This is a genomic window from Centipeda infelix ATCC 43532, assembly GCF_000234095.1.
Taxonomy (GTDB): domain Bacteria; phylum Bacillota; class Negativicutes; order Selenomonadales; family Selenomonadaceae; genus Centipeda; species Centipeda infelix.
Map to the genome: position 1 here is coordinate 502,648 of NZ_JH376800.1, position 26,291 is coordinate 528,938.

A 26,291-nucleotide genomic window follows, 5' to 3' on the forward strand; every position below is an offset into this window, starting at 1 on the left:
TAGCAGGAGGTTGTTTCATACAATGAAGGTTACGGCAGAGCATGGTGAGAACCGCGAGGTCACTCTGACGATTGAAGTTGAGCAGGCAAAACTGGAGAAGGCGACGGACGGCGCAGCAAAGCGCATTGCGGGGCGTGTGAACATCCCCGGTTTCCGCAAGGGCAAGGCACCGCGTAAGATCGTCGAGAACTTCGTCGGCAAGGATGCAATTTTGCAGGAAGCGTTTGAGGGCGTTGCCCAGCAGGCGTTCGAGGATGCTCTGACGGAGCAGAACATGGAGCCTGTGACGCGCCCCGAGATCGACATCGTGACCCTTGAGGAGGGCAAGGATGTCGTCTTTACAGCGAAGTTCACGCAGCGTCCTGAGGTCACGCTCGGTCAGTACAAGGGGCTGACGGTGGAAAAGCCCGAGGTCACTGTGTCCGAGGAAGACATCGACCGACAGATCGAGGGCATGCGTCAGCATCAGGGCACGCTCGTGGATGCACCTGCAGATGCCGAGGTCAAGAAGGATGATTTCATCACGCTTGATTTCGAGGGCTTTGTCGACGGCACGGCATTCGAGGGCGGCAAGGGCGAGGACTACCCGCTCCAGATCGGCTCCGGCAGCTTCATTCCCGGCTTCGAGGATCAGCTCATTGGTGCGAAGATCGGCGAGGAGCGTGAGGTCAATGTCACGTTCCCCGAGGAGTATCACGCAGAGAACCTCAAGGGCAAGCCGGCCATGTTCAAATGCACGGTGCGCAGCATCAAGTCGCGTGAGCTGCCCGAGCTGAACGACGAGTTCGCGCAGAAGGCGAGCAAGTTCGAGACGCTCGCAGAGCTGCGTGAGGACATCCGCAAGAACCTTCAGGAGGGCGCGGAGCGTCAGGCTGAGACAGAGCGCCGCACGAAGGCGATCGATATGGCGACGGAGAACTGCACGATGGAGATTCCGCCGGTCATGGTCGAGAACCGCATCACGGCGATGATTCAGGAGATGGCGATGCGTCTCGAGCAGCAGGGAATGAGCCTCGAGCAGTATCTCCAGTACGCGGGCCTCGATATGGCGCGCATCCGCGATGAGTACCGTGAGACGGCGGAGAAGAACGTCCGCACGGATCTCATGCTTGAGGAGGTCGCAAAGGCTGAGGGAATCAAGGTCGAGGGAAGGGATCTCGATCAGGAAGTCTATGCGATGGCACTGTCCTACGGTGCGACACCGAAGCAGGTCCAGAAGATCATCAAGGAGCAGGGACGTGTCAGTGACCTTGCCGCGACGGTTCTGCGCAAGAAGACGGCGCAGTTCATCGTGGACAATATCACGGCATAAGACATCCCCTGTGGGGAGGAACTATGAGTTATTATGTACCGATGGTGGTGGAGAACTCGAGCCGCGGGGAGCGTGCCTATGACATATATTCCCGCCTGCTCAAGGAACGCATCATCTTTTTAGGTGGACCGATTGACGACAGTGTGGCAAATGTCGTTGTGGCACAGCTGCTCTTTCTCGAGTCCGAGGATCCGGACAAGGACATCCACCTCTACATCAACAGCCCGGGCGGTGTCGTGACGGCAGGGCTTGCCATCTACGACACGATGCAGTACATCAAGCCGGATGTCTCGACCATCTGCATCGGGCAGGCGGCGAGTATGGGCTCCATTCTGCTGACGGCAGGTGCAGCGGGGAAACGCTACGCATTGCCGCACGCACGCATCATGATCCATCAGCCGCTCGGCGGTGCACAGGGACAGTCGACCGATATCCAGATCCAGGCGAAGGAGATCCTGCGCCTGCGTGAGGTCGGCAACAATATTCTCGCGCATCATACGGGGCAGGATCCCGAGAAGATCAACGTCGATACAGAGCGAGACAACTTTATGTCGGCAGAGGAAGCCAGGGCATATGGGCTGATCGACGAGGTTGTTACCCGTCCCAAGGCTGCCTCCACAGAGAACAAAGGCTGAGGGGGTGTGACGCGATGAAATTTGGAGAGGAAGACAAGGGGCAGCTTAAGTGCTCGTTCTGCGGCAAGACGCAGGAGCAGGTGCGAAAGCTCGTAGCAGGACCCGGTGTCTATATCTGCGATGAATGTATTGAGCTCTGCAATGAGATCATAGCGGAGGAGTTCAGCGATGATGCTGAAGTCGGACTCAAGGATGTTCCGAAACCGAAGGAAATCCGCCACATTCTTGACCAATATGTCATCGGACAGGACGAGGCGAAGAAGTCTCTGTCGGTTGCCGTCTACAACCACTACAAGCGCATCAATGTAGGCCAGGGGAAAAACGAGGATGTGGAGCTGAAGAAGTCGAACATCCTCATGATTGGCCCCACGGGCAGCGGCAAAACCCTGCTCGCACAGACGCTTGCACGCATTCTGAACGTTCCGTTCGCGATTGCGGACGCGACCTCCCTTACGGAGGCGGGCTACGTCGGTGAGGATGTCGAGAACATTCTGCTCAAGCTGATTCAGGCTGCGGACTATGATATCGAGAAGGCGCAGCGCGGCATCATCTACATCGACGAGATCGACAAGATTGCGCGCAAGTCGGAGAATCCCTCTATCACGCGTGACGTTTCGGGCGAGGGGGTTCAGCAGGCTCTGCTCAAGATCCTCGAGGGGACGACAGCATCCGTGCCCCCACAGGGCGGGCGCAAACATCCGCAGCAGGAGCTGCTGCAGATCGATACGACCAATATCCTCTTCATTTGCGGCGGCGCGTTCGACGGGATCGAGGAGATCATCGAGTCGCGTCTCGGAAAAAAACAGATGGGCTTTGGCGCGGAGGTACGCTCCAAGAAGCGTGTATCCGTCGGTGAATCGCTCAGCAAAGTGATTTCCGAGGATTTGATGAAAAACGGTTTGATTCCCGAGTTCATTGGGCGTCTGCCCGTTGTTGTGACGCTCAACTCGCTCGATGAGAATGCGCTTGTGCAGATCCTGACCGAGCCGAAGAACGCACTTGTCAAGCAGTTCCAGAAGCTCTTGGAGCTGGACGGTGTGCGTCTCGCGTTCGATGACGAGGCTCTGCATCTCATTGCAAAGGAAGCCCTCACGCACAAGACCGGCGCACGCGGATTGCGTTCCATTATCGAGGGCATCATGCGCAACGTCATGTATGAAGTGCCGTCGATTCAAGGCGTGACGGCGTGTCAGGTCACGAAGGATGTCGTCGCGAACCGCAGCGACCCCATCCTGACCATTGATGGCACGGGTGCACAAAAGATGGCAGCTGCAAACTAACACGATAATTTACGAAAGGGGCTCTGCACTGCGGTGCTCCTTTTTTCATACGAGAATATTCTCTTTAGTATAGATAGGTGGAAGGAAATACGATGTCCGAGAAACAAACCCTCCCGCTGCTCCCGCTGCGCGGTCTGGTGGTCTATCCGCATATGATGGTCAATCTCGATGTGGGGCGTGACCGTTCGGTTGCCGCCATTGAGCGTGCGATTGCGGGGGACAGCCGCATTCTCGTCGTGGCGCAGCGTGATCCGGAGTGTGATGACCCGACAACGGATGACCTCTATGATGTTGGTGCTGTGGCGGAGATTCGCCAGTTCCTGCGGATGCCCGAGGGGGTTCTGCGCATCCTTGTCGATGGGCAGAAACGTGCAGAGATCCTTACCATCCGTGAGGGGGAGAAGTATGCCGAGGCGGATGTGCACGAGATCGAGGAACACGAGGATGTACCTCTGAGCAAGGATATGGAGGCTCTGGTACACGGGGTTACGAGCAAGTTCGAGGAATGGGTGAAGCTCTCACATAAGATCCCCCCTGAGGCACTTGTCTCCATCTCCATCATGGAGGACATGGGACGCCTTGCGGATATCATCGCGAGCCATCTGAGCCTGAAACATGAGGTGCGGCAGGAAATCCTTGCCGCAATCGATGTGCGCGCACGTCTTGAACGCCTCTATCAGGCACTCGTGCACGAACTCGACATCATGGGGATCGAGAGCGAGATCAACCGCCGCGTTCGCAAGCAGATGGACAAGGTGCAGCGGGATTTCTACCTGCGCGAGCAGATCAAGGCAATCCGCAAAGAGCTCGGTGACGATGCAGACAAGGCGGCAGAGGTGGATCGTTACCGTGAGGCACTGGCGGCAAAGGAGTATCCCGAAGCTGTACGCGAAACCATCGAGCGCGAGATTCACCGCCTCGACATGAGTCCTACGATGAGTGCGGAGGTTGGTGTCATCCGCAACTATCTCGACACCCTCACCGAACTCCCGTGGAACGAGACGACGGAGGAACACGTCGATATGGCAGAGGCACAGACCGTGCTTGAGCATGACCACTATGGTCTTGAGAAGATCAAGGAGCGCATCCTCGACTATCTCGCCGTGCGCCGTCTCGCCCCCGAGCAGAGCGCACCGATCCTCTGCCTCGTGGGTGCGCCCGGTGTCGGCAAGACCTCGCTCGGCGCGTCGATTGCGCGTGCAATGGGACGCAAGTTCATCCGCATCTCGCTCGGCGGCATCCGCGACGAGGCGGAGATCCGCGGGCATCGCCGTACCTATGTCGGTGCAATGCCGGGGCGCGTCATCGAGGGCATTCGCCGCGCGGGGACGAAGAACCCTGTATTTTTGCTGGATGAGGTCGACAAAATCGCAATAGACTTCCACGGCGATCCGTCGGCGGCACTGCTTGAGGTGCTTGATCCTGCGCAGAACTGCACATTCAGCGACCATTTCGTCGAGCTGCCGTTTGACCTCTCACGCGTCTTCTGGATTGTGACGGCGAACAATCCGGCGAAGATTCCTGCGCCCCTGCGCGACCGTATGGAGATCCTGAACCTATCGAGCTATACCGAACTTGAGAAAATCGAGATTGCACGCCGTCATCTCCTGCCACGCCAACGTACGCAGAACGGACTGAAGGCGAAGGACATCCGTATCAGTGCGAGTGTCTGGCCTGAGATTATCCGCTCCTATACGCGTGAGGCAGGCGTGCGCGAGCTCGAGCGCGTCATCGGGCAGCTCTGTCGCAAGGCGGCACGGCGCATTGTCGCGGATGAGAAGCCGCCGATTGCCGTGACGAAGGCGAATCTCGCGGACTTCCTTGAGCGTCCGAAGTATCACGCAGCAAAGCAGGAGAAGAAGCCGCTCGTCGGCGTTGTGACGGGACTTGCGTGGACGGAGGTCGGCGGCGACGTGCTGCGCACCGAGGTCAATATCCTGCGCGGCAAGGGCAAGCTCATCCTCACGGGACAGCTCGGCGAGGTCATGCAGGAGTCGGCGCAGGCGGCGCTCTCCTATGTGCGCAGCCGTGCGGGCGCCCTCCATCTCGCCGAGGATTTTTATGAAAAGGATGACATCCACATCCACCTGCCCGAGGGCGCGATCCCGAAGGACGGTCCCTCGGCGGGGATCACCATGGCAACGGCGATGATCTCCGCACTCACGGGGCGCAAGGTGCGCTCTGATGTCGCCATGACGGGGGAGATCACCCTGCGCGGCAACGTCCTGCCCATCGGCGGGCTCAAGGAAAAGACCCTTGCCGCGTACCGCGAGGGGGTCAAGACCATTGTTCTGCCGGAGGAGAATGCGCGTGACATCGAGGACATCCCCGATGTCGTGCGCTCCTCCCTTGAGTTTGTGCCCGTCGCCCACATGGACGAGGTGCTGCGGGTTGCGTTGTATAATTAGGAGGTGTGGACGTGTCTGAAGCGGTTGTTATCACCAAGGCAACCTATCTTGCTTCCGCCGTGCGGCGCGACCAGTATCCCGAGGAGCTGCGTCCTGCCGTCGCCTTTATTGGGCGCTCGAACGTCGGAAAATCCTCACTCATCAACTCCCTCACGCGCATTCGGCAGCTTGCTCGTGTCTCCTCGAAACCTGGCAAGACGCAGACCATCAATTTCTACGAACTGCTTCTAAAGATCGATGGGGGAGAGGATCGTCACCCCGTCCACCTCGTCGACCTGCCGGGCTACGGCTATGCCAAGACCTCGCGTGAGAGCAGAAAGGTCTGGGCAAAATTTATCGAGGAATATTTTTTGCACGCCGAGGAACTGCGCTTTGTCTGTCTTCTGCTCGACATTCGGCACACACCGATGGAGTCCGACCGCCGTATGTTCGACTGGCTCGTGGAGCATGACATCCCTGTGCTTGTCATCGCCACGAAGGCGGACAAGATCGGAAAGAACGCACGCCGCACGCAGATTGCGGCGATGCAGAAGGCACTCGGCGTACCCGAGCTCACGATTCTTCCCTATGCCTCTCCAAAAAATGAAGGGCGTTCAGAATTACTTGACGTGATGAAGGAATATCTGGTAGAATAGGCACAGAAAGAAATGAAGCAGATTCATCTTTTGTGTCCGAATATCCGCCCATGAGCACGGCAGATGCACGATCGGCAGAGAGATGGGCTGCCTGTGTGTATTATGGGGGAGTTCCAGATGACTGTACTCACGGATTTTGACAAGCGGCTGCTGAATCTCCTGCAGGGCAACCTGCCGGTGTGTTCACGGCCGTTTGCGCGTTTGGGTGAAATGCTTGAGACGACGGAGGAGCATGTGCTCAGCCGTTTGGATGATCTGAAACGCGAGGGGTATCTGCGCCGCATTGGCACGTTCTTCAACTCCGAGCAGCTCGGCTATCACGGCACGCTGATTGCCCTGCGCGTTGCGGAGGAGCACATCGCCGATGTCGCGGCAGCGATCAATCGCTATGCGGGGGCGACGCACAACTATGAGCGCGAGGGGAAATACAACCTCTGGTTTACCCTCCTGACGCCGTCGCGTCATGCGGAGGAGAAGATACTCGCCGATGTCACCGCCCTGCCGGGTGTGGAGCGTCTGATGAGTCTCAAGTCGAATAAACGCTATAAGATCAACGTACAGTTCAAGCTGAACTGAGCGGATAGGGAAGGCCAATCTATGACAGAAGAAATAGAGCTCAGCGAACTCGATCGCAAGATCGTCCGTCTCCTGCAAGGAGAGTTTCCGCTCGTTGCAGAGCCGTACAAAGCGCTCGCTGCAGAGATCGGTATTACCGAGGAACAGCTTCTTGCCCGTATTGCCGCCATGCGCGAGGAGAAGAAGATCCGCAAGATGGGGGCTGTCCTGCGCCATCGCGAGGTGGGCTTTACCGCGAACTGCCTCTGCGTCTGGAATGTACCCGATGAACGCGTAGACGAGGTTGCGCGGCGCATGGCGGAGCATCCGCGTGTCTCGCATTGCTATGACCGCAATCGCGAAGCTGACTGGAAGTACAATCTCTACACCATGATCCACGGCTATAGCCGCGAGGAGTGTGAGAACATCGCCGCCGAGCTCACCATCGCCACCGGTATCGACGACCGCCGTATGCTCTACACCAAGAGAGAGTGGAAGAAAACGTCGATGAAGTACTTTACAGAGGAATAGTCCTGCTGCACATGAAAGAGGCTGCTTCACGAAATTTTTTCGTGAAGCAGCCTCTTTTCGTGCCCCTTCCACCGCTTTGCGGTCCCCCTTCCCCTAGCGGTCAACGTCAACCAATCACACCTCGCTATCGCTTGTGTTCTTGGGCCGTTTTCCCATACGACCTGTTGCCCAATTAGCTTCGTCCTACGGACTTGCTTCTTGGACAGGTCAGTAATACGGGGAAGGCTTAGAATAACGGCATATTAGCTTCCCCCATCGCAACGGGGGAAGTGGCGAGTGCAGCGAGCCGATAGGGGCGATCAGATTTACTCACAGTGCCAAAATCTGGTCGCGCAGTCCTGCGAGCTGCTCGGCGGAGGGGACGTAGAGCATACGCACCTTGTCCATGACAATCTCGCAGCCACCCGCTTTGAGCTCGTCCTCGATCTGCTGGATGCTCTGCCCGCCCCAGCCGTAGGAGCCGAATGCAAACGCCTTGCGCCCCTTCGGCGCGAGCCCCTTCATGTAGCAGAGGAATCCTGCGATGGTGGGGAGCATCTGGTTGTTGAGCGTCGGCGAGCCGACGGCGAGGTAGCGGCTCGTGAGTACGTCCGTCATGATGTCGGCGTGTGTGTTCTTCTGGATGTCGTAGTAGCCGACAGAGAAGCCCTTGTCGATGAATGCCTCGGCGATGGTGTGCGCCATTTTCTCCGTGGAGTGCCACATGCTGTCAAAGACCACGACGGCACGATCCTCGGTCTCGCCGAGCGACCACTTGTTGTAGAGGTCGATGATCTCGGGGATGTGCGAACGCCAGATAATGCCGTGTCCCGTGGCGATCATCTCGATGTCGAGCTTGTGGACTTCCTTGAGTGCCGTCTGTGCCTGCTTCGCATACAGGAAGAGAATGTTTGCGTAGTATTTCTTTGCCTCCTCGATGACGATCGAGAGGTCATTGTCGTCGTCATAGCGTTTGCCGGAGGCGAGATGCTGACCGAACGCATCGTTCGAGAAGAGGATCTTTTCCTCGGGGCAGTACGTTACCATGCTGTCGGGCCAGTGGAGCATCGGGGTCGGAACGAATGCAAGGGTGCGTTTGCCGATGGAGAGGGTATCGCCCGCCTTGACCGTCTCATAGGGCAGTTCCCCGTAGTAGGCGCGCAGCCCCTTGAGCCCGTTCGGCGCACTCGTGACGACCTTCGCATTCGGCGCAAGGGAGGAGATGAGCGGAACACCGAATGAATGATCCGGCTCGACGTGGTTTGAGATGATGTAGTCGATTTTCGACGGCTCAATGACAGAGGAAATACGCGAGAGCATTTCCTCCTCGAAGCCATGCTTCACCGTATCGATGAGTGTGATCTTGTCATCGATGATGAGATAGGCGTTGTAGGTGGAACCACGCTGGGTGTCGTAGCCGTGAAAGCTGCGCATGGACCAGTCGATGACTCCGACCCAGTAGATGCCGTCACGGATTTTGATAGCGTTCATGAAAAGCTCCTTTCATCGATAGAATCATATATGCGATTTATAGCTTATATCTATAAATAAGAACTATATTTATAGAAGTATTCTAGCTTAATTCCAAACCTTTTGCAACAGAAAATTCGATGTGTAGGAAGTACGAATAGACAGAATAGAGGCGATTTCTTGACAGATGATATGCCATGCGATATAATATTAATGACGAAAGCCACGTAGAAATCAGGAGAAAACGACTAGAAGAGGAAGGACTTTCATGCTAGAAAAAATTCTGGTCTTTGATACCGAGACAACGGGTTTTCGCAGTGACGATGAAGTACTGACCCTTGCTGTTGTGGATGGCAGGGGGGCAACCATGGTAGATGGGATGTATGCACCCGTACGTAAAAGTGCATGGCCGGATGCCGAGAAGATCAATCGTATCTCTCCCGCGATGGTAGCGGACTGTCCGCCGATTCGCACACAGCAGGCTGAACTTGAGCGACTGTTCAACGATCCGGACACGCTGCTTGTTGGCTACAACATTGAGTTCGACATTCGCCTTTTGGCGCAGTCGGGTATCCGCATTACGAATCCGAACCGTCACGATGTCATGCTTGCGTTTTCGGAGTTTCGCAAAGTACCCGATGCGCGGCGTGGCGGCTATCGCTGGTGGAAGCTGACGGAGTGCGCGGACTACTACCGCTACGACTGGGGCACGACCAAAGCGCACGGCGCACTTGCCGATACGCTTGCGACGCTCTACTGCTATCAAAAGATGCAGCAGCCGGTGTATGAGGAGCAAAGTCTGTTCTGATTTAAGGAATCGCTGATAAAATGAAGTCCGTCAGATTGGCGTAGATTTTTCGTCCGAACAAGGAGACAAACCGGACGCATAGCAAGGGCTATGTGGAGGATTTGTCGACACAGTGCGGGCAAAAAAGATACGTCAAGATGGCGTGGCTGAATTTATCAGTGCTTCCTTAATTACGGCATATCATACAGCCGTGAGGAAAGGAGGGGACGCATTATGCCAAAGAAGAAAAAATATGAACAAAGAGACCCAAGTCCCGTGGAGTCGATCCGCGAGCGAAAGCAGCGGGAACTGGAACGGCGGCTTGCGCGCGTTCGCAAAAAGCGCGCCTCCTATCAGCGCAAAATCATTGGTACGGCAGTCGTTTTCTTTATCATTCTGATTATTGTGTGTGCACTCCTGCCGGGGGAGGATACATCGGGGAATAAGTGGGAAAAGCCGGTGAACTCGCGTCAGGCGAAAATCTTGCAGAGTTTGCAGGATAATTTTAAGTAGGTACTTGCCATTTTCCAAAAACCGCGTATTCTATAGAGTGACGCGGTTTTTTTGATGAAGGAGTTGTTTGCATGAAATTCCAGGAGGTCATCCTCGCATTGCAGGAGTTCTGGTCGGGGCAGGGCTGTATCCTCGCCCAGCCGTATGATGTGGAGAAGGGCGCGGGCACGATGAGCCCGTGGACATTCCTGCGTGTGCTCGGACCTGAGCCGTGGAACGTTGCCTATGTGGAGCCGTCGCGCCGCCCTGCGGATGGACGCTATGGGGACAATCCAAACCGTCTCTATCAGCACCACCAGTTCCAGGTCATCATGAAGCCCTCGCCGGACAACATTCAGGAGCTCTATCTTGAGAGCCTTGCACGTCTCGGGATTCGCGCCGAGGAACATGACATCCGTTTCGTTGAGGACAACTGGGAGTCGCCGACGCTCGGTGCGTGGGGGCTCGGCTGGGAGGTTTGGCTCGACGGCATGGAGATCACGCAGTTTACTTATTTCCAGCAGGTTGGCAGTCAGGATGTAAAGCCTGTCTCCGTTGAGATCACCTACGGTCTTGAGCGGCTTGCCATGTATATTCAGGGCGTGGAGAACGTTTACGACATTGCATGGACGGACGATGTGACCTATGGCGATGTGTTCCATCAGAACGAATTCGAGCAATCGACCTATGCGTTTGATCTCTCGGATGAGGCACTGCTCTTTGACCTCTTTGACAAATATGAGGCGGAGGCTGTGCGCGTGATCGGCGCGGGTCATGTGCATCCTGCGCATGACTATGTGCTGAAATGTTCGCATACGTTCAACCTGCTCGATGCGCGCGGCGCGATCAGCGTCTCACAGCGCACGGCGTTCATCGGGCGCGTCCGCAAGCTCGCACGCCTGTGTGCGGAGGCATATCTTGCACAGCGTGAGGCTCTCGGCTATCCAATGCTGAAGAAGGAGGGGAAGGCATGAGTAAGGATCTGTTGCTTGAGATCGGGACGGAGGAAGTTCCCGCGCACGTTATGCCGCACCTCCTCGTTGATCTGAAACGTCTCGCAGGGGACATGTTCGCGGAGCGTCGTCTCGCCTACGAGAGTCTGCGCACGATCGGCACACCGCGCCGTGCGGCACTTCTCGTGACGGGGCTCGCCGAGCGACAGGAGGATGTCAGCACGGAGACGCGCGGCCCCTCGGTCGCCATTGCCTTCGATGCGGAGGGAAATCCGACGAAGGCAGGCGCGGGGTTTGCGCGCGGGCAGGGGGTCGAGCCCTCCGAGCTCATTCAGCGGGACGGCTATGTCTATGCCGCTGTGCACGAAAAGGGCGCGGAGACGGCGCAGCTGCTTGCGGAACTCCTGCCGGAGCTGATTCGTGCGATCCCCCTGCCGAACAGTATGCGCTGGGGCGATCTGGACTTTCGCTTCATCCGACCGATTCGTTGGATTGTCGCGCTCTACGGGACGGAGGTTGTTCCCTTTACGATCGCGAATGTCACGAGTGGGAACACGTCACGCGGACATCGGACGCTTGCCCCGCAGGATTTTGTCATCGCGTCGCCCGCAGACTATGAGGCGGCGTGTGAAAAGGCATATATTATCGTCGACCAAGAGCGTCGGCGTACCATGATTACGGAGCAGATCAATGAAGTGGCAAAGTCGTGCGGCGGGACGGCGGAGATTACGCCCGACCTCCTAGAGGAAGTTCTTTATCTTGTTGAGTACCCGACGGCGCTCAGCGGCACATTCGAGGAGAAATATCTCGCGCTGCCCGCCGAGACGGTCATCACGCCCATGCGTGACCATCAGCGCTACTTCCCCGTCAAGGCGGCGGACGGCAGCCTCCTGCCCGTATTCATCACCGTGCGCAACGGCGGCAGAGAGCATCTGAACGTGGTCGCGCACGGCAATGAGCGCGTCCTGCGCGCACGCCTTGCAGATGCCCAGTTCTTCTTTGACGAGGATCGCAAGAAGTCGCTCGCAGAGCACCGCGAGAAGCTGAAGACCGTTGTGTTCCAGCAGGGACTTGGCTCGATGTACGAGAAGACCGAGCGTCTGATGGGGCTTGTTACGGCAATCGTCGAGGAGCTTGCTCCGGACGAAGCTGCGTATGAGGCGATGGAGCCGGATGCACGCCGCGCAGCGGAGCTGTCGAAGGCGGATCTCGTGACAGGCATGGTCACGGAGTTCACGGAGCTGCAGGGCATTATGGGGCGCGAGTATGCGCTCCTTGACGGCGAGAAGCCGGAGGTCGCGCGCGCGATTGACGAGCAGTACATGCCGCGCTTTGCGGGGGACGAGCTGCCGCAGAGCGATCTCGGCTTTGCGCTCAGCGTTGCGGACAAGATCGACAACATCGTCGGCACATTCAGCCGCGGCAAGATCCCGACCGGCTCGCAGGATCCGTTTGCCCTGCGCCGTCAGGCACTCGGGCTCGTGCTCATGCTGATCGAGCACGAGAGCGGGCTGCTGCTCTCCGATCTCGTTGAGGAGGCATCCGATCTCTATGATCTCGATGTGTCTCTGTGTCAGAAAATGCAGGTCTATGTTGCAGATTTCATCCGTCTGCGCCTCAAAAATGTGCTCACGGAGCGCGGCGTGCGCTATGATGTGCAGGAGGCGGTGCTCACGGATGTGGACTTCGTTGCAGACGTGCCCGTGCGCGCCGCCTATGTGGAGCGCTTGCTTGCATCGGACGGAGCGGATGCACTCGTGCAGTCCTTTGTCCGCGTCGGCAATATCGCGCGCATGACAGAGACCGGGATTGTCGATCCGGCACTCTTTGTGGCGCAGGAGGAGGGAGCACTCCACTCCTCATACGAGCGTGCAGTTGTGGCACGCTCCGAGGGGGCGGATACGCTTCCGGCAGAGCAGGAACTTGCGCGGGCAATCGATGCATTCTTTGATGCCGTCATGGTTATGGACAAGGATGAGCGTATCAAGAAAAATCGTCTGACGCTCCTTAAGGTGATTGACAACTATCTGCTCTATACGGCAGACTACAGCAAGATCGTATTGAACTGACGGCAAACAGAATTTGCTCTGACAAAGTTCTTCTGTTGTAAATTTTTACAGCAGAGGAACTTTTTATTTGCATTTTTTTATGATTTAGCTTTCACATGAAAAGAAATATAAAGGATACATAAAAATGACAGGAAATTTAGAAAATGTGAAGAATTATATCAGCGGAGTGTGATCGAGATGAAAGAATATCTTGCACATATACGGCGTGATGAATCCGCCGTGCAGACGATTCGTGTGCATCTCCTGCGTGTAGGGGATCTGATGGCTTCGTATGCTGAAAAAATGGAGCTGTCCGCGACGGCACGCCTTATTGGCGTTCTTCATGATCTTGGGAAGTGTTCCCGTGAATTTGCGGACTATCTCGATTACTGCCGCAAGCACCCGGGCGACTACAGCCGCAAGGGAGCGGTCGACCACTCATCGACGGGCGGGCAGCTGCTTCAGAGGAAATACAGTGTCTTGGGAGAGGCTGAATGTCTGACCGCCCGGATGGCGGCACTGGTCATCTTCTCACACCATGCGGGTCTGCTGAACTATCTCGGTGAAGATGGTACATCGGATTTTCTGCGGCGTATGGAGAAAAAGGATGTCCCGCAGGTTCATCTGTCCTACTATTATGAACATGTAATTTCAGAAAATGCACTTGATGTGTTATTCAAGAAGGCGGTGCATGAGTTCTCTGTACTCGATGAAAGAATCGCGGCATGTACCGATATGGGGAGCGAGGCGTATCATTTTGCATGGGGCATGGTGCATAAGTTGCTCCTCAGTATGCTGGTCGATGCGGACCGTCTTGACAGTGCGGAGTTTGAGATGGGGGAGTCGCTGACAACTGAATGGGATACGGCTGCACTCTGGACGGACTTTTCACAGAAGCTGGAACAGAAAATTGCGCGATTCTCCATACCGACCGAACCAAAGGCTCGGGAGATTGCCAAACTCCGCCAAAGAATCAGCGATGATTGTCTCAAGGCGGCCGACGAGCCGCCCGGCATCTATCGTCTCTGCGTTCCGACGGGTGGAGGAAAGACGCTCGCAAGCATGCGGTTTGCCCTACGTCATGCCCAAAAATACGATAAGAAACGAATCATTGTCGTCATACCATATACCTCAATCATCGATCAGAACGTCAGAGAGATTCGCGATGTGTTCCACATGGATGCAGCGATACTGGAACATCATTCGAATGTCATTGAGGAGGAGGTCAGTGAGGATACGGAGTGCATGGATTTCAGACGTGTTCTGACGGATCGTTGGGATGTTCCTATCATATTTACAACGCAGGTACAGTTCCTCAATGTCGTGTTTGCGGGCGGGAACACGCCTCTTCGGAGACTGCATGCGTTGGAGGACAGCATTATCATATTTGATGAGATTCAGACACTTCCCGTGCGCTGTACTTATCTATTTAATGCCGCATTGAATTATCTCAAGAACTTTATGAATGTCACCGCTGTTCTCTGCACGGCGACACAGCCGCCGCTTGCGCATCTGGATATCCCTCTGGAGATGAGCCTACGGTCGGAGATGACGGGGGATGTTGCGGATTTGTTCGACGGATTCCGCCGGGTACAAATTGAAAACATCTGCGTCGACGGCGGCGTGTCCGTTCATGAAATCGCAGCTGAGATTGTGCAGAGTGCGGAGGAGCTTGGGGATGTGCTCTGCATCGTGAACCTCACGGCACAGGCACGCGCACTTTACGAGACGGTGGCAGGATTGGCACAGATGGCGGAGCATGATATATGTGTTCTACATCTCAGTACGAAGATGTGTCCCGCGCACCGCAAGACAATTTTGAAGCTTGTACGGGAGGAGCTTGCTGTTCGCAGACAGCATCCCGAGCGGCGGTTGATCTGTATCAGTACTCAGTTGATTGAAGCGGGAGTTGACGTATCCTTTCCTGTGGTCTATCGCGCACTTGCGGGATTCTCTTCCATCGCACAGGCAGCAGGACGCTGCAACCGCCACGGTGAAATGGAGTATGGGCTTGTCCGCCTATTTACATTGGAAAATGAGAACCTCAGTCGCTTGGAGGATATACGGCAGGGGAAGAAGATCGCGAGCGATATACTGTATAAAACGTCGGCGGATGAAATTCTCACACCGCAGACGATGGAGACGTATTTTCACAGATTTTATAAAGGGCGTACGGCGCGTGATATGCGTTTCCCAATGAAGGACAGCAATACCATATTTGATCTACTCTCGGCGAATGAGGCGGGCTTGCAGGAAGCAGCCGAGAACGGAGAGCAGCCGGATCTCTGGTTCACGCACGCATTTTGCGATGCGGGTCGCGCCTTTACGGTGATTGATTCGCATACGGAGCCGGTACTTGTTCCCTATGCAGGAGGAAAGGAGCTGATCGTAGAATTCAATGATATACAGTTCGATAAGCTGCGAATTAGCAAAAAGATGAATGCGGTGCAGCAGTATATGGTTAATTTGTTTTCCTATGAGCTCCAAAAACTCGTCCTGCTCGGCGGTATCTGGAGAACGGAGAGCGGAGTGATGGCTCTGCGGGAGGAATACTACAATGAGTCATTTGGTGTCCGGACAGAGGATCAGGGCAATGCATACTGCATGGTTTAGGGAGGTGAATATATGAGAAATTCGATTGAATTTCAAGTCTATGGGAGAATGGCGCTTTTTACCGATCCGATCACAAAGGTTGGTGGTGAACGTTCCTCCTACTCTGTGCCGACCTATCAGGCACTCAAGGGGATTACAGAAAGTATTTATTGGAAACCTACGTTCTATTGGGTCGTTGATGAAGTTCGTGTCATGAATCGAATAGCGACACAGTCGCGCGGCGTGAAGCCAATGAAATATGGCGGCGGTGGAAATGATCTCTCCATCTATAAATACCTGAGCGATGTTTGTTATCAGGTGCGTGCGCATTTCGAGTTCAATCTATACCGTAAGGAACTTGCAGAGGACAGGGATGAACATAAGCACCACAATATTGCAAAGCGTATGGTAGAGCGCGGCGGACGACGTGACATCTTTCTCGGCACGCGGGAATGTCAGGGCTATGTTGAGCCTGTGCGTTATGGCGAGGGAAAAGGATACTATGATGACAGCGGCGAGATGCCGCTCGGCACAATGTTTCACGGATTTAACTATGTCGATGAAACGGGGGGCAGTATGCTGCAGGTCCGTCTCTGGCAGCCGGTGATGGAGCATGGCGTCATTCGTTTCCCGCAGCCTGAGGAATGCACGCTCGTACGTGATATCCGCAAGGTGGAGAGCAAGCTCTTTGACAAGAACAGCGTTACTTTTGCAGAAAAGGAATATGTTTTATTGGGAGAGGAGGGAAGTTTATGAGTTGGATGGAACAGTTGGTACAGACGTATGATGAAAATGAACGCTTTGCTGGCAGGGATGGTATCGATGGCATGAGAGCCATGCTCCCTTTGGTCGGTCATATCATCCAGAATGCTCAAATCGAAATAACATTGAGTGCAGATGGGGAGCTCATTCAGGCAGAGATGATTCCAAAGGAACAACAGCGCACACTTATCCCCTGTACGCCTGACTCAGCATCACGCACTTCAAGTCCTTCACCGCACCCTTTGCATGATAACCTTTCCTATATTGCACGAGATTATTATGAGTATGTGAAGAAAAGGCCGAAAGGGCAGAAAAAACCTTATCCCATGTATAAGGAGCTCCTCGGTTCTTGGGTAGCGGCGGATGCAAATCCAAAAGTGCAGGCCGTCTATTTCTATATCAGTAACCATGATGTTCTTCATGATTTGATTGAAAAAAATGTACTTACTGGAGATGACAGAAATATTTCAAAATCTATGGTGCGCTTCCGTGTCGTTATTGATGGTGATGACTGCTCGGAACTGTGGAGAGATATACAAATTCAAAAATCGTATCAGAAATTCTTTCGGCAGAAGCTTTCTCAAACAAAAGGACAACTTTGTTATGCTACGGGGAAAATGCTCCTATCCACAGAAAAGCATGGCAAGGGAATACGCTTTCCGGGAGATGGAGCAAAAATTATTTCGTCAAATGACAAAGAGGGACTGACCTTTCGTGGACGATTTATCAATGGAGATGAATGTATCTCCATCGGTTATGAGACTTCGCAGAAAGCAATGAATGCGCTTACGTGGCTAGTTCAGAATCAAGGATACAAAGCTAGAAAAACCAGTAGGGAAGGCCGTGTGTTTCTTGCATGGGGACGTTGCGGGACTTTTGTCCCGTCTGTTTTTGACGATACAGCACATCTGACGCGCAGGAGGAGGCCTGCGGAGGTGGCACGACCATCGTCGATGAAAGGGTGGGCGGAATCCCTGACGCATGCACTTATGGGTTATTGCCACGAATTCAAGCAAGCAAAAATGAGTCAGGTTAACGTCATGATTCTTGATGCCGCGACGAAGGGACGGCTTTCCATTTGCTACTATAGCGAGATGGCGGGTGAGGACTTCATCGAGCGGATCGAACGATGGCACAGCCTTGGTCGTTGGCGTCAGCATGGATATGATCGGGAGAAAGATGAGACATTTGTCTACTTTGGAGTGCCAACACCGGAGATGCTTGTCAAGGCTTGTCATGGGGAAAAAGTGGGCGATTCACAGATGGATCAGGCAGTGGAACGAATCTTTTATGCAATCCTGCAGGGAAAACCGTTGCCTGTGGACATGGAACGTATAGTGATGAGACGTGCCGTAAAGAGGTCTGTCTGTGACAGCTACTATGATTGGAACCGACAGATTATAGAGCCAGCATGTTCCATTATAGCGCGTCGTCTCAATCATACAGAGGAGGTATATACTGTGGCACTTGATGAAACAAAGACAGATCGATCATATTTGTTTGGTAGGTTGATAGCGGTGGCAGATCAGATGGAAAGGCTGACATTTTCTCCGGAAGAAAAGGGGAGTCGCACAACAAATGCAATGCGCTATATGGAAATTTTTTCCTCCCGTCCTAACGCCACATGGATGACTCTTCAGAAGAAGCTTCTTCCCTATCAGAGAAAACGAGAAATGTATGGGGGAAAGGAACGTAAACTCATCAGTAAGATTGGCAGTATGTTTAACGATGATGATTTTCTCTCGGATCGCCCGTTAGATGGAAAATTCCTACTTGGTTACTACTGTCAGCAGTATGCGATGGAGCAGAAGAGGGAAGAGAATCGTAAGAAGAAAGAGTTCTCAACAGAGGAGGATGTATGATGGCTGCACTGACGAAAAAAATTGATTTTGTCGGATTTATTACGGTAGAGCGCTCCAATCCAAATGGTGATCCACTGAATGGGAATCAACCACGTACGGATTACAGTGGATTTGGTGAAATTTCAGATGTCTGCCTTAAGCGAAAGATGCGTAACCGTTTGCAGGACGCAAGAGAAAAGATTCTTGTGCAGTCCGATGAGCGTGTTGATGACGGCTATGATAGTATTCGTACTCGAGTAAAAGAGCATCCTATAGTAGGTCAATTGTTGGTTCGACTTGAATCAGATAAGGGGAAGGGGGAAGATAAAGAACAGAATGGCTCAGATAAGCGTTTGATACGATTAGAATTTGCAAAAGAGGCATGTAAGGCATGGATGGATGTGCGGACTTTTGGTCAAGTATTTGCCTTTAAAAAGAGTAAAAAAGGAAAATCTGCAGAGGATGATAGTGAATCAACTCAGACAGATGCTGTCTCTGTCGGCGTGAGGGGACCCGTGACACTTCATACGGCAGTCAGTCTCGATCCTGTCACCATCACGGGTATACAGATCACGAAGAGCGTCAACAATGAGCCGGGCGATAAGAAAGGCTCGGATACGATGGGCATGAAGTATCGCGTCGACTTTGGTGTCTATAAATTCCAAGGCAGCATCAATGTACAGCTCGCAGAGAAGACCGGTTTCAGTGAAGAGGATGCAGTAAAGGTCAAGGAGGCACTCCGCACCATTTTTGAGAACGATGCCTCCTCCGCCCGTCCTGAGGGAAGCATGGAACTGAGCCATTTTTATTGGGTCGAGCATTCGAATAAGACGGGCAGTGCACCGAGTGCGAAGGTGCATCGCAGTATTTCGGCACAGAAAAAGGTGGACGTAGAAACACCGACAAGTCTGGGGGACTACATCATCGACGATAGTGCGCTCTATGCCATCGACGGCATTCGTATTGAGAAATACGTCGAGGGAAGTTTGGTCGATTGATATGGGGTATGCTGAAGCAGAGTACCTTATGCTCTCGGAGATTCAGCATTATGTTTTCTGCCCGCGTCAGTGGGGGTTGATTCATCTCGAGCAGCATTGGCAGGAAAATGTTCTGACAGTTGAGGGAAATGCCCTGCACGAAAAAGCGCATGATGAGACGCTGAGGGAAAAGCGCGGTAATAAGATCATTGTGCGAGGAATGCGCGTCGCATCAACCCGACTTGGAATCTCCGGAGCGTGTGATGTGGTGGAGTTCCATGCGAATACATCGGGTGTACGCATTCCCTCTTACGAGGGATGCTACTGCGTTGTTCCAATCGAGTACAAGCGTGGAAAGCCCAAAGAGGGGGAGGAGGACGTCCTTCAGCTGACTCTTCAGGCACTCTGCCTTGAGGATATGCTCATGGCAGATATTCCCTATGGATATCTCTACTATGGGGAAATACGCCGTCGTGTCAAGGTGGAGTTCTCAGATGAACTAAAACAGCGGATTCCTGTTCTGGTACAGGAAATGCGTCAGTATATCCAAAGAGGGAATACACCTTTTGTCAAGCGGCGTAAGGGGTGCGTAAACTGTTCGCTGAATCAGGTCTGTATGCCGAAGCTGAATCGGCTCGGTTCTGCGAGGAAGTATCTTGAGAGGAGGCTCGCGGAAGAATGAAACCTCTTTTGAATACGCTCTTTGTCAATCAAGACGAGGCATATCTTGCACTCGATGGGGGGAACATCGTAGTCATCCGCGAGGAGCGGGAGCTCGCACGTTTTCCACTTCATAATTTTGAGCAGATTACAACGTTTGGCTATACAGGTGCAAGTCCGGCCCTTATGCGAAAATGTGCCGAGGAAAATATTGCGCTGACATTTATGACGCCAGAGGGGCACTTTCAGGCGCGTGTTATCGGCAAGATGAACGGCAACGTCCTCCTGCGCAGGGAACAGTATCGACGTGCGGATGATGAAGATGCAAGTCTTGTGCTTGCAAAAAACTTTATTCTTGGCAAGATTTACAATGCACGCTGGACAATCGAGCGGACACGAAGAGACCATGCTATGCGGATTGACGGGGAGAAACTTCAGAGCATTAGCGAATTTCTGCGGACATCCTGTCATGAGGTCATGCATACTGCTAATTTGGAGGAGTTGCGCGGTGTCGAAGGAAAGGCTGCAGTCAGCTATTTCTCTGTGTTCGACGATATGATCCTCAAGCAAAAAGAAGATTTTTTCTTCACAGAACGCAATCGGAGACCACCGCTCGACAACATGAACTGTCTGCTTTCCTTCTTCTACGCGCTCTTAATGAATGATGTAGGGGCTGCACTTGAGGGGGTGGGGCTGGATTCATATGTCGGCTTTTTGCATCGTGATCGTCCTGGCAGACAGTCGCTTGCTCTTGATCTGATGGAGGAACTACGCCCAATCGCAGATCGCACAGCGTTTTCTATGGTCAACACAAAAAAGATCAGCAGAAAAGACTTTTGCATGGAGGAAAGCGGTGCTGTTCGGCTGACCGATGACGGGCGTAAGAAGATTTTGGAAGCGTGGCATACACACAAAGAAGGGGACATAACCCATCCTTTCATGGAGGAAAAAATCAAATGGGGGCTTGTACCTCATGTGCAGGCGCTGCTTTTTGCTCGTCACCTACGCGGCGATCTCGATGCATACCCGCCATTTTTGTGGAAATAGGGGCTTGCCATGTATGTTTTAATCACCTATGATATTAGTACCATTGATGCCGACGGACGTCGGCGCCTACGGCAGGTTGCACGCAAATGTCGTGCCTACGGACAACGTGTGCAGAACTCTGTTTTTGAGTGCAAGGTCGACCCGACCCAGTGTAAGAAATTGGAGCTTGCGCTGCTTGAGATCATCGACTTGCAGACCGACAGCCTTCGATTTTATTATCTTGGCAAAGATATAGGACCAAAAGTGACGCACTATGGTGTCAAAGAGTCCTATGACATGGAGGCTGCTATCATCATATGAGCACTTGGAAGAGTGCGAAGGTGAAGTGAACAGAAAATCAAGTGTAAAAATGTAGGTACGTGAATCACGCTAAAGGAGGGGCGTGGGGCATGTGCACCGAGAAAATCATATTCATGGCGGGTAACACCCATGAATATGTGGCAAAAGAGGGAAATTGTGACTTCTTTTGCCGTCGCGCCCCGCACGGGGCGCGTGGATTGAAACGCAGACCCGTCACCGCTCGCAGCAGAGGAAGACAGTCGCGCCCCGCACGGGGCGCGTGGATTGAAACATGAAAGTTATCTACTAACTATACTATAACGCTGTCGCGCCCCGCACGGGGCGCGTGGATTGAAACCCTTAGTAAAGGAGAATATAGAATGAAAATCAAGTCGCGCCCCGCACGGGGCGCGTGGATTGAAACTTGTAGGAATGTGTAAGGATTCCTTTAGGACTGTGTCGCGCCCCGCACGGGGCGCGTGGATTGAAACATCGTCGCGCCGAACTCCATGACACGCCCCAGTGGTCGCGCCCCGCACGGGGCGCGTGGATTGAAACCAGCAGCTCCATATCCTCCTCGTCCTCGAGTTCGCCGTCGCGCCCCGCACGGGGCGCGTGGATTGAAACACAATGATATCCGCAAGGAGACTATTTGGCATTGGTCGCGCCCCGCACGGGGCGCGTGGATTGAAACGCTACGATCCTCGGGACGGCGGCAAGTGTCTACGGTCGCGCCCCGCACGGGGCGCGTGGATTGAAACAAGATGAATCAGGAGCGTGTCAGCACGGAGATGCGTGGGACATCGCTCGCCATTGCCTTTGATGCGGAGGGAAATCCGACGAAGGCAGGCGCGGGGTTTGCGCGCGGGCAGGGGGTCGAGCCCTCCGAGCTCATTCAGCGGGACGGCTATGTCTATGCCGTTGTGCACGAAAAGGGCGCGGAGACGGCGCAGCTGCTTGCGGAACTCCTGCCGGAGCTGATTCGTGCGATCCCCCTGCCGAACAGTATGCGCTGGGGCGATCTGGACTTCCGCTTCATCCGACCGATTCGTTGGATCGTCGCACTCTACGGGACGGAGGTTGTATCCTTTACGCTTGCAAATGTCACGAGTGGGAACACGTCACGCGGACATCGGACGCTGTCTCCACAGGACTTCATTATTTTTTCGCCCGCAGACTATGAGGCGGCGTGTGAAAAGGCATATATTATTGTCGATCAAGAGCGTTGGCGTGCCATGATAACGGAACAGATTGCAGAGACGGCGAAGGCTGCGGGCGGCAGAGCTGTCGAAGGCAGATCTCGTGACGGGCATGGTGACAGAGTTTACGGAGCTGTAGGGGATCATGGGTGGTGAGGATGCGGCTCTCGACGGAGAAAAGCTCGCCGTCGCGTGTGCTATCGACGAGCAGTATATGCCGCGCTTTGCGGGGGACGAACTGCCGCAGTCGGCACTCGGCTTTGCACTCAGCGTTGCGGATAAGATCGACAACATCGTCGGCACGTTCAGCCGCGGAAAGATCCCGACGGGCTCGCAGGATCCCTTTGCCCTGCGCCGTCAGGCACTCGGGCTCGTCCTCATGCTGATTGAGAACGAAAGCGATCTCCTGTTCTCCGATCTTGTCGATGAGGCGTGCAATCTCTATGCGTTTGACGAGATGGCGCGTGAGAAGATGCAGACCGATGTCGCAGATTTCATCCGTCTGTGCCTCAAGAACGCCCTTACGGAGCGCGTGCGTGCAAATCGCCTGAGCCTTCTCAAAGCCGTTGATAACTATCTCCTCCAGACGGCAGACTACAGCAAGATCGTACTGAACTGAGCAAAGACATAATGGTGGACGATGTACGGATTCGGAGATGAATCTCGTGCAGTCGTCCACCTTTTTTTGTTTTCCCTCTAGTCAAAGTCATTGCTTTATGTTAATATGTGAAAGCTAAAAAATGATAGGGGTTATCATTGTAGACATATGATGTTTATGGGGGGTGAAAATTTGGATGTTACGGTGAAGGAAAAGTATCTGTCGTGGGGGGCATCGTTCGGAATACATTTTTGCATTCTGATTGCAGCTGCGGCGATGGGGCTTTTCTCGATGGCGACGGAGCCGGAGAAGCGCCCGATAGACGTTGAGATCTACGATGCGTCTGCGCCGGAGAGTGCCCCCGAGCCTGCGGCAGAGGCGGCTGCGCCGATGCCGAGCATCGACGATATCCCGCTTGAGCCTCCGAAGAAGGAGCAGCCGCAAGAGCAGCAGGAGCAGCCGAAGGAGACACCGAAGACTGCCGCGACAAATTCGAGCACTGCACCGAGTACCTCTGAGGGAAAGAGTGAGAAGCCAAGTGCTGCACCCTCGGAAAGTACGGGCGGCGGCGAGAGTACAGGACGCGATGCCGCAGCGGCGCAGCGACCGAGCGTCCCTCCGAAGCTCATCTCGGGTTCTGCACCTGCCTATCCGAAGGAGCTCGATCGTAAGGGGATCACGGGGACGGTCGGGCTTGCCATCGTAGTCGGGGCAAACGGCGGCGTACAGAGCGTCGATGTTACGAGCTCCTCGGGGCATGCAGAGCTCGATCAGGCGGCGATTACGGCGGCGTACACCTATAGCTTTGAGCCGGCACGCAACATCTACGATGAGCCGGTCGCGTGCCGCGTAAACCGTTCGTTCTCATTCTCGTAAGAGAACACAAGGAATTTGGGAAGTGGGATGACATGGAGGTTTTTAAGTGAAGTACGAATAGAAGAAGTTGAAGAGCCGTATCGGGATTGCCCTTACAGCGGCGGCTGTCACAGCACTGCCGATGACGGCATTCGCGGCGGAGGATACGGCGATGGACTCCTACGATCTCGACACCGTCGAGGTCGTAGGGCAGCGTCCCGTCTCGCAGCCCGTGGAGCCGGTAGAAGAAACGCCGAATGTCTATGCGGGCGGACAGATTGCACGTCAGAGCCATCTCGGCGTGCTCGGTGAGCGTGACTTTATGGAAGTTCCATTCAACGTCACGACGTTTAATAACGAACTCATCGAGAATCAGCAGGCGAACTCGGTCGTTGATGTTATTGTCAACGACCCGTCCGTCGCAGACCTTACGCTTTCTACAGTTTCACAGGCATGGATGATTCGCGGCTTCAAGGCACAACAGCAGGATACCCAGCTTAATGGTCTCTATGGTGTTGCACCGCGGTTTTATGGTGGAACGGAGTATGTTGCAGTGGATGAGGGAGATCGCGTAAGCGGTGGAAGGGGCGCAAGGAGGCTGAAGAAAATTTTTTGGAAATCTTACCGCTCTCTTGCACACATCCTTCAAACGTGATATACTATCCCTTGTCGCGCGAGCGTGTGCGTCTTTCGTGCGCGTTCGCATAGAATTAACTCTGCCGCTCTCAAGGGGCGGTCATAGACCGAAGAGGAGGTGATTTCGTGAGATTGTACGAAGTCATATTTATTGTGAAGCCGATGGAGGAAGAAGCGACAAACGCCGTCATCGAGAAGTTCACGAAGCTCATTCAGGCAAACGGCGGTAAGATCGAGAAAGAGGACCGCTGGGGCAAGAAGCGCCTCGCCTATGAGATCAAGGATCACAGTGAAGGATACTATGTTCTGCTGTACGTCAATGCAGAGCCCGCCTGCGTCGCTGAGTGCGACCGCGTGATGAAGATCACGGACGAGCTTTTGAAGCACATGATCGTCCGTGCGGACGGTGTCGAGGAGTAATCGACTGACGGGAATCCATGCAGGAGAGAGAAACCGATGAACAGAGTCATATTGATCGGCCGCCTTGCGCGCGACCCCGAGATTCGCTACACACAGAGCGGAAAGGCTTTCTGCCGCTTCACGATTGCGGTGGATCGCCGTTTTTCGCGGGCGGCTCAGCAGGAAGGACAGCAGACGGCGGACTTCATTCCCGTCACTTGCTGGGAAAAACTTGCCGAGATCTGCGGAAACAATCTGACGAAGGGTCGCCGTGTCGGCGTTGAGGGGCGCATTCAGGTGCGCAGCTACGACGGCAATGACGGACAGCGCAAGTATGCGACGGATGTCGTGGCGGACAATGTCGAGTTTCTCGATTCCAAGAATGCCGGCAGTTCCTCGGGCGGCTATGACGCCCCGATGGGGCACAGTGCCGCGCCCGCTGCGGGCGGCGGTGCACCGGATATGATGGGTCCCGTGATTCCTGACGACGACATTCCATTCTGAGCACGTGATGCTCAGTACATCCCGTAATAAGGAGGGACAGCGAAATGATGAAACGAGATCGAGGCCGCAAGCCTCGTCGTAAGGTCTGCTCGTTCTGCGTGGACAAGGTGGATCATATCGACTATAAGGACGCCGCAAAGCTGCGTCGCTTCACGACGGAGCGCGGCAAGATCCTGCCGCGCCGTATTTCCGGCAACTGCGCGAAGCATCAGCGTCAGGTGACGCTTGCGATCAAGCGCGCGCGCAACATTGCGCTTCTTCCGTTCACAGCGGAGTAAGGAAAACCTCAGCGTCGCACCGAATAGGTGCGGCGTTTTTAATTTCATAACTCTAACGCATTGTTTACCTCTGCTTAAATACCCTCCAACCCAAAGGCAGTAGGGTAGGGGTGGAGGAAACACGAGGTAAAGGAGTAAATGATGATGAAGAACAGAAAATGCATTGCAGGTGTTTTTGCGGCAGCTCTGGGATTTGGCATGATGACACTGTCTCCTGCGGTGGAGGCTGCGCCCGTTTATCAGTCGCTCGACTACATCAACGGTGCGACGAATGAGTACAGCTTCCGCATGAAGGAGGAGGATCGCGTGCACGAGCAGAACGTGCGCAAGATCCGCTTTGAGTTTCAGCGCGACGGCAATCAGGAGAAGTATGACCGCGCGATGAAGGAGGAGCAGAAGCGTCACGATCAGGAAGTGAAGAATATCAAACGCGACTACGATAAGCGTACGCCGTGGCGGCGCTGAGCAGACGGAAAAAGGGACCGTTGCACGAACGCCCCTATCGACTCGCTGCGCTCGCCACTTCCCCCGCTCTGACGAGGGAAGCTAAGATGCCATAATCCTAGCCTCCCCCGTGCG

At 54.3% G+C, this 26,291-nt stretch carries 26 protein-coding genes, 1 pseudogene and 1 CRISPR repeat array; of the genes and pseudogenes, 26 read left to right on the plus strand and 1 reads right to left on the minus strand.

The window, feature by feature from the left end:
- The first annotated feature begins 22 nt into the window (after positions 1-22).
- The 7 genes from tig to ahbB all read left to right on the plus strand — a co-directional run bounded on the left by tig (position 23) and on the right by ahbB (position 7,356).
- Positions 23-1,312 carry a trigger factor gene (gene tig / locus HMPREF9334_RS11105; RefSeq protein ID WP_006693563.1) on the plus strand — a complete coding sequence of 430 codons (1,290 nt, stop codon included), beginning with the start codon at positions 23-25 and terminating at the stop codon, positions 1,310-1,312.
- A gap of 23 nt (positions 1,313-1,335) precedes the next feature.
- Positions 1,336-1,947 carry an ATP-dependent Clp endopeptidase proteolytic subunit ClpP gene (gene clpP / locus HMPREF9334_RS11110; RefSeq protein WP_006693564.1) on the plus strand — a complete coding sequence of 204 codons (612 nt, stop codon included), beginning with the start codon at positions 1,336-1,338 and terminating at the stop codon, positions 1,945-1,947.
- Between the two features lie 14 nt (positions 1,948-1,961).
- The gene (gene clpX, locus HMPREF9334_RS11115) at positions 1,962-3,227 is read left to right on the plus strand and encodes an ATP-dependent Clp protease ATP-binding subunit ClpX (RefSeq protein WP_006693565.1); all 1,266 of its coding nucleotides are present in this window, start codon (positions 1,962-1,964) and stop codon (positions 3,225-3,227) included.
- Between the two features lie 92 nt (positions 3,228-3,319).
- Positions 3,320-5,635 (plus strand): endopeptidase La, encoded by a 2,316-nt coding sequence (gene lon, locus HMPREF9334_RS11120; RefSeq protein ID WP_006693566.1) that lies wholly within the window; start codon positions 3,320-3,322, stop codon positions 5,633-5,635.
- Positions 5,636-5,646: 11 nt separating this feature from the next.
- Positions 5,647-6,270 carry a ribosome biogenesis GTP-binding protein YihA/YsxC gene (gene yihA, locus HMPREF9334_RS11125; RefSeq protein WP_006693567.1) on the plus strand — a complete coding sequence of 208 codons (624 nt, stop codon included), beginning with the start codon at positions 5,647-5,649 and terminating at the stop codon, positions 6,268-6,270.
- A 117-nt stretch (positions 6,271-6,387) separates the two neighbouring features.
- Positions 6,388-6,846, plus strand: a complete 459-nt coding sequence (gene ahbA, locus HMPREF9334_RS11130; RefSeq protein ID WP_039957548.1) for a siroheme decarboxylase subunit alpha — start codon at positions 6,388-6,390, stop codon at positions 6,844-6,846.
- Between the two features lie 21 nt (positions 6,847-6,867).
- Positions 6,868-7,356 carry a siroheme decarboxylase subunit beta gene (ahbB, locus tag HMPREF9334_RS11135; protein ID WP_006693569.1) on the plus strand — a complete coding sequence of 163 codons (489 nt, stop codon included), beginning with the start codon at positions 6,868-6,870 and terminating at the stop codon, positions 7,354-7,356.
- A 309-nt stretch (positions 7,357-7,665) separates the two neighbouring features.
- Here the strand turns inward: ahbB and HMPREF9334_RS11140 are convergent, their stop codons facing one another.
- On the minus strand, positions 7,666-8,826 hold the full coding sequence (locus HMPREF9334_RS11140) for an FprA family A-type flavoprotein (RefSeq protein ID WP_006693570.1): 1,161 nt from the start codon (positions 8,824-8,826) through the stop codon (positions 7,666-7,668).
- A gap of 247 nt (positions 8,827-9,073) precedes the next feature.
- Here HMPREF9334_RS11140 and HMPREF9334_RS11145 point away from each other — a divergent pair, with 247 nt between their 5' ends.
- The 19 genes and pseudogenes from HMPREF9334_RS11145 to HMPREF9334_RS11235 all read left to right on the plus strand — a co-directional run bounded on the left by HMPREF9334_RS11145 (position 9,074) and on the right by HMPREF9334_RS11235 (position 26,177).
- Positions 9,074-9,613 (plus strand): 3'-5' exonuclease, encoded by a 540-nt coding sequence (locus HMPREF9334_RS11145; protein ID WP_006693571.1) that lies wholly within the window; start codon positions 9,074-9,076, stop codon positions 9,611-9,613.
- A gap of 44 nt (positions 9,614-9,657) precedes the next feature.
- Entirely contained in the window at positions 9,658-9,783 is a 126-nt protein-coding gene (locus tag HMPREF9334_RS12740; protein WP_071985998.1) for a secretion protein HlyD, read from the plus strand.
- Positions 9,784-9,826: 43 nt separating this feature from the next.
- Positions 9,827-10,105, plus strand: a complete 279-nt coding sequence (locus HMPREF9334_RS11150; RefSeq protein ID WP_006693572.1) for a hypothetical protein — start codon at positions 9,827-9,829, stop codon at positions 10,103-10,105.
- A gap of 71 nt (positions 10,106-10,176) precedes the next feature.
- On the plus strand, positions 10,177-11,058 hold the full coding sequence (gene glyQ / locus HMPREF9334_RS11155) for a glycine--tRNA ligase subunit alpha (protein WP_006693573.1): 882 nt from the start codon (positions 10,177-10,179) through the stop codon (positions 11,056-11,058).
- The gene (gene glyS / locus HMPREF9334_RS11160; RefSeq protein WP_006693574.1) at positions 11,055-13,106 is read left to right on the plus strand and encodes a glycine--tRNA ligase subunit beta; all 2,052 of its coding nucleotides are present in this window, start codon (positions 11,055-11,057) and stop codon (positions 13,104-13,106) included. Before glyQ ends, glyS begins: the two co-directional genes overlap by 4 nt.
- A 177-nt stretch (positions 13,107-13,283) precedes the next feature.
- Entirely contained in the window at positions 13,284-15,698 is a 2,415-nt protein-coding gene (locus HMPREF9334_RS11165; protein ID WP_006693575.1) for a CRISPR-associated helicase/endonuclease Cas3, read from the plus strand.
- 12 nt (positions 15,699-15,710) lie between these two features.
- Positions 15,711-16,433, plus strand: coding sequence for a type I-C CRISPR-associated protein Cas5c (cas5c, locus tag HMPREF9334_RS11170; RefSeq protein ID WP_006693576.1), 723 nt, complete (start codon positions 15,711-15,713; stop codon positions 16,431-16,433).
- Positions 16,430-18,301: a type I-C CRISPR-associated protein Cas8c/Csd1 gene (gene cas8c, locus HMPREF9334_RS11175; protein ID WP_006693577.1), complete on the plus strand. Its 1,872-nt coding sequence runs from the start codon at positions 16,430-16,432 to the stop codon at positions 18,299-18,301. Before cas5c ends, cas8c begins: the two co-directional genes overlap by 4 nt.
- Positions 18,301-19,278 carry a type I-C CRISPR-associated protein Cas7/Csd2 gene (gene cas7c / locus HMPREF9334_RS11180; RefSeq protein ID WP_039957551.1) on the plus strand — a complete coding sequence of 326 codons (978 nt, stop codon included), beginning with the start codon at positions 18,301-18,303 and terminating at the stop codon, positions 19,276-19,278. Before cas8c ends, cas7c begins: the two co-directional genes overlap by 1 nt.
- Position 19,279: 1 nt before the next feature.
- Positions 19,280-19,939: a CRISPR-associated protein Cas4 gene (cas4, locus tag HMPREF9334_RS11185; protein WP_006693579.1), complete on the plus strand. Its 660-nt coding sequence runs from the start codon at positions 19,280-19,282 to the stop codon at positions 19,937-19,939.
- Entirely contained in the window at positions 19,936-20,964 is a 1,029-nt protein-coding gene (gene cas1c, locus HMPREF9334_RS11190) for a type I-C CRISPR-associated endonuclease Cas1c (protein ID WP_006693580.1), read from the plus strand. Before cas4 ends, cas1c begins: the two co-directional genes overlap by 4 nt.
- Positions 20,965-20,973: 9 nt before the next feature.
- Positions 20,974-21,264 (plus strand): CRISPR-associated endonuclease Cas2, encoded by a 291-nt coding sequence (cas2, locus tag HMPREF9334_RS11195; protein ID WP_006693581.1) that lies wholly within the window; start codon positions 20,974-20,976, stop codon positions 21,262-21,264.
- A gap of 171 nt (positions 21,265-21,435) precedes the next feature.
- Positions 21,436-22,004: direct repeats of the CRISPR family, unit length 33 nt; unit sequence GTCGCGCCCCGCACGGGGCGCGTGGATTGAAAC.
- Positions 22,005-22,013: 9 nt separating this feature from the next.
- Positions 22,014-22,974 (plus strand): annotated as a pseudogene (locus HMPREF9334_RS12895) (glycine--tRNA ligase subunit beta); the annotation flags it as partial.
- Between the two features lie 237 nt (positions 22,975-23,211).
- Entirely contained in the window at positions 23,212-23,916 is a 705-nt protein-coding gene (locus tag HMPREF9334_RS11210; protein WP_006693584.1) for an energy transducer TonB, read from the plus strand.
- A 67-nt stretch (positions 23,917-23,983) separates the two neighbouring features.
- Positions 23,984-24,550, plus strand: a complete 567-nt coding sequence (locus HMPREF9334_RS11215; protein ID WP_006693585.1) for a TonB-dependent receptor plug domain-containing protein — start codon at positions 23,984-23,986, stop codon at positions 24,548-24,550.
- Between the two features lie 107 nt (positions 24,551-24,657).
- Positions 24,658-24,951 (plus strand): 30S ribosomal protein S6, encoded by a 294-nt coding sequence (rpsF, locus tag HMPREF9334_RS11220; RefSeq protein ID WP_006693586.1) that lies wholly within the window; start codon positions 24,658-24,660, stop codon positions 24,949-24,951.
- 36 nt (positions 24,952-24,987) lie between these two features.
- Positions 24,988-25,434: a single-stranded DNA-binding protein gene (locus HMPREF9334_RS11225; protein WP_006693587.1), complete on the plus strand. Its 447-nt coding sequence runs from the start codon at positions 24,988-24,990 to the stop codon at positions 25,432-25,434.
- A 44-nt stretch (positions 25,435-25,478) separates the two neighbouring features.
- On the plus strand, positions 25,479-25,712 hold the full coding sequence (rpsR, locus tag HMPREF9334_RS11230) for a 30S ribosomal protein S18 (RefSeq protein WP_006306231.1): 234 nt from the start codon (positions 25,479-25,481) through the stop codon (positions 25,710-25,712).
- 144 nt (positions 25,713-25,856) lie between these two features.
- On the plus strand, positions 25,857-26,177 hold the full coding sequence (locus HMPREF9334_RS11235) for a hypothetical protein (protein WP_039957587.1): 321 nt from the start codon (positions 25,857-25,859) through the stop codon (positions 26,175-26,177).
- Positions 26,178-26,291 lie beyond the last annotated feature (114 nt).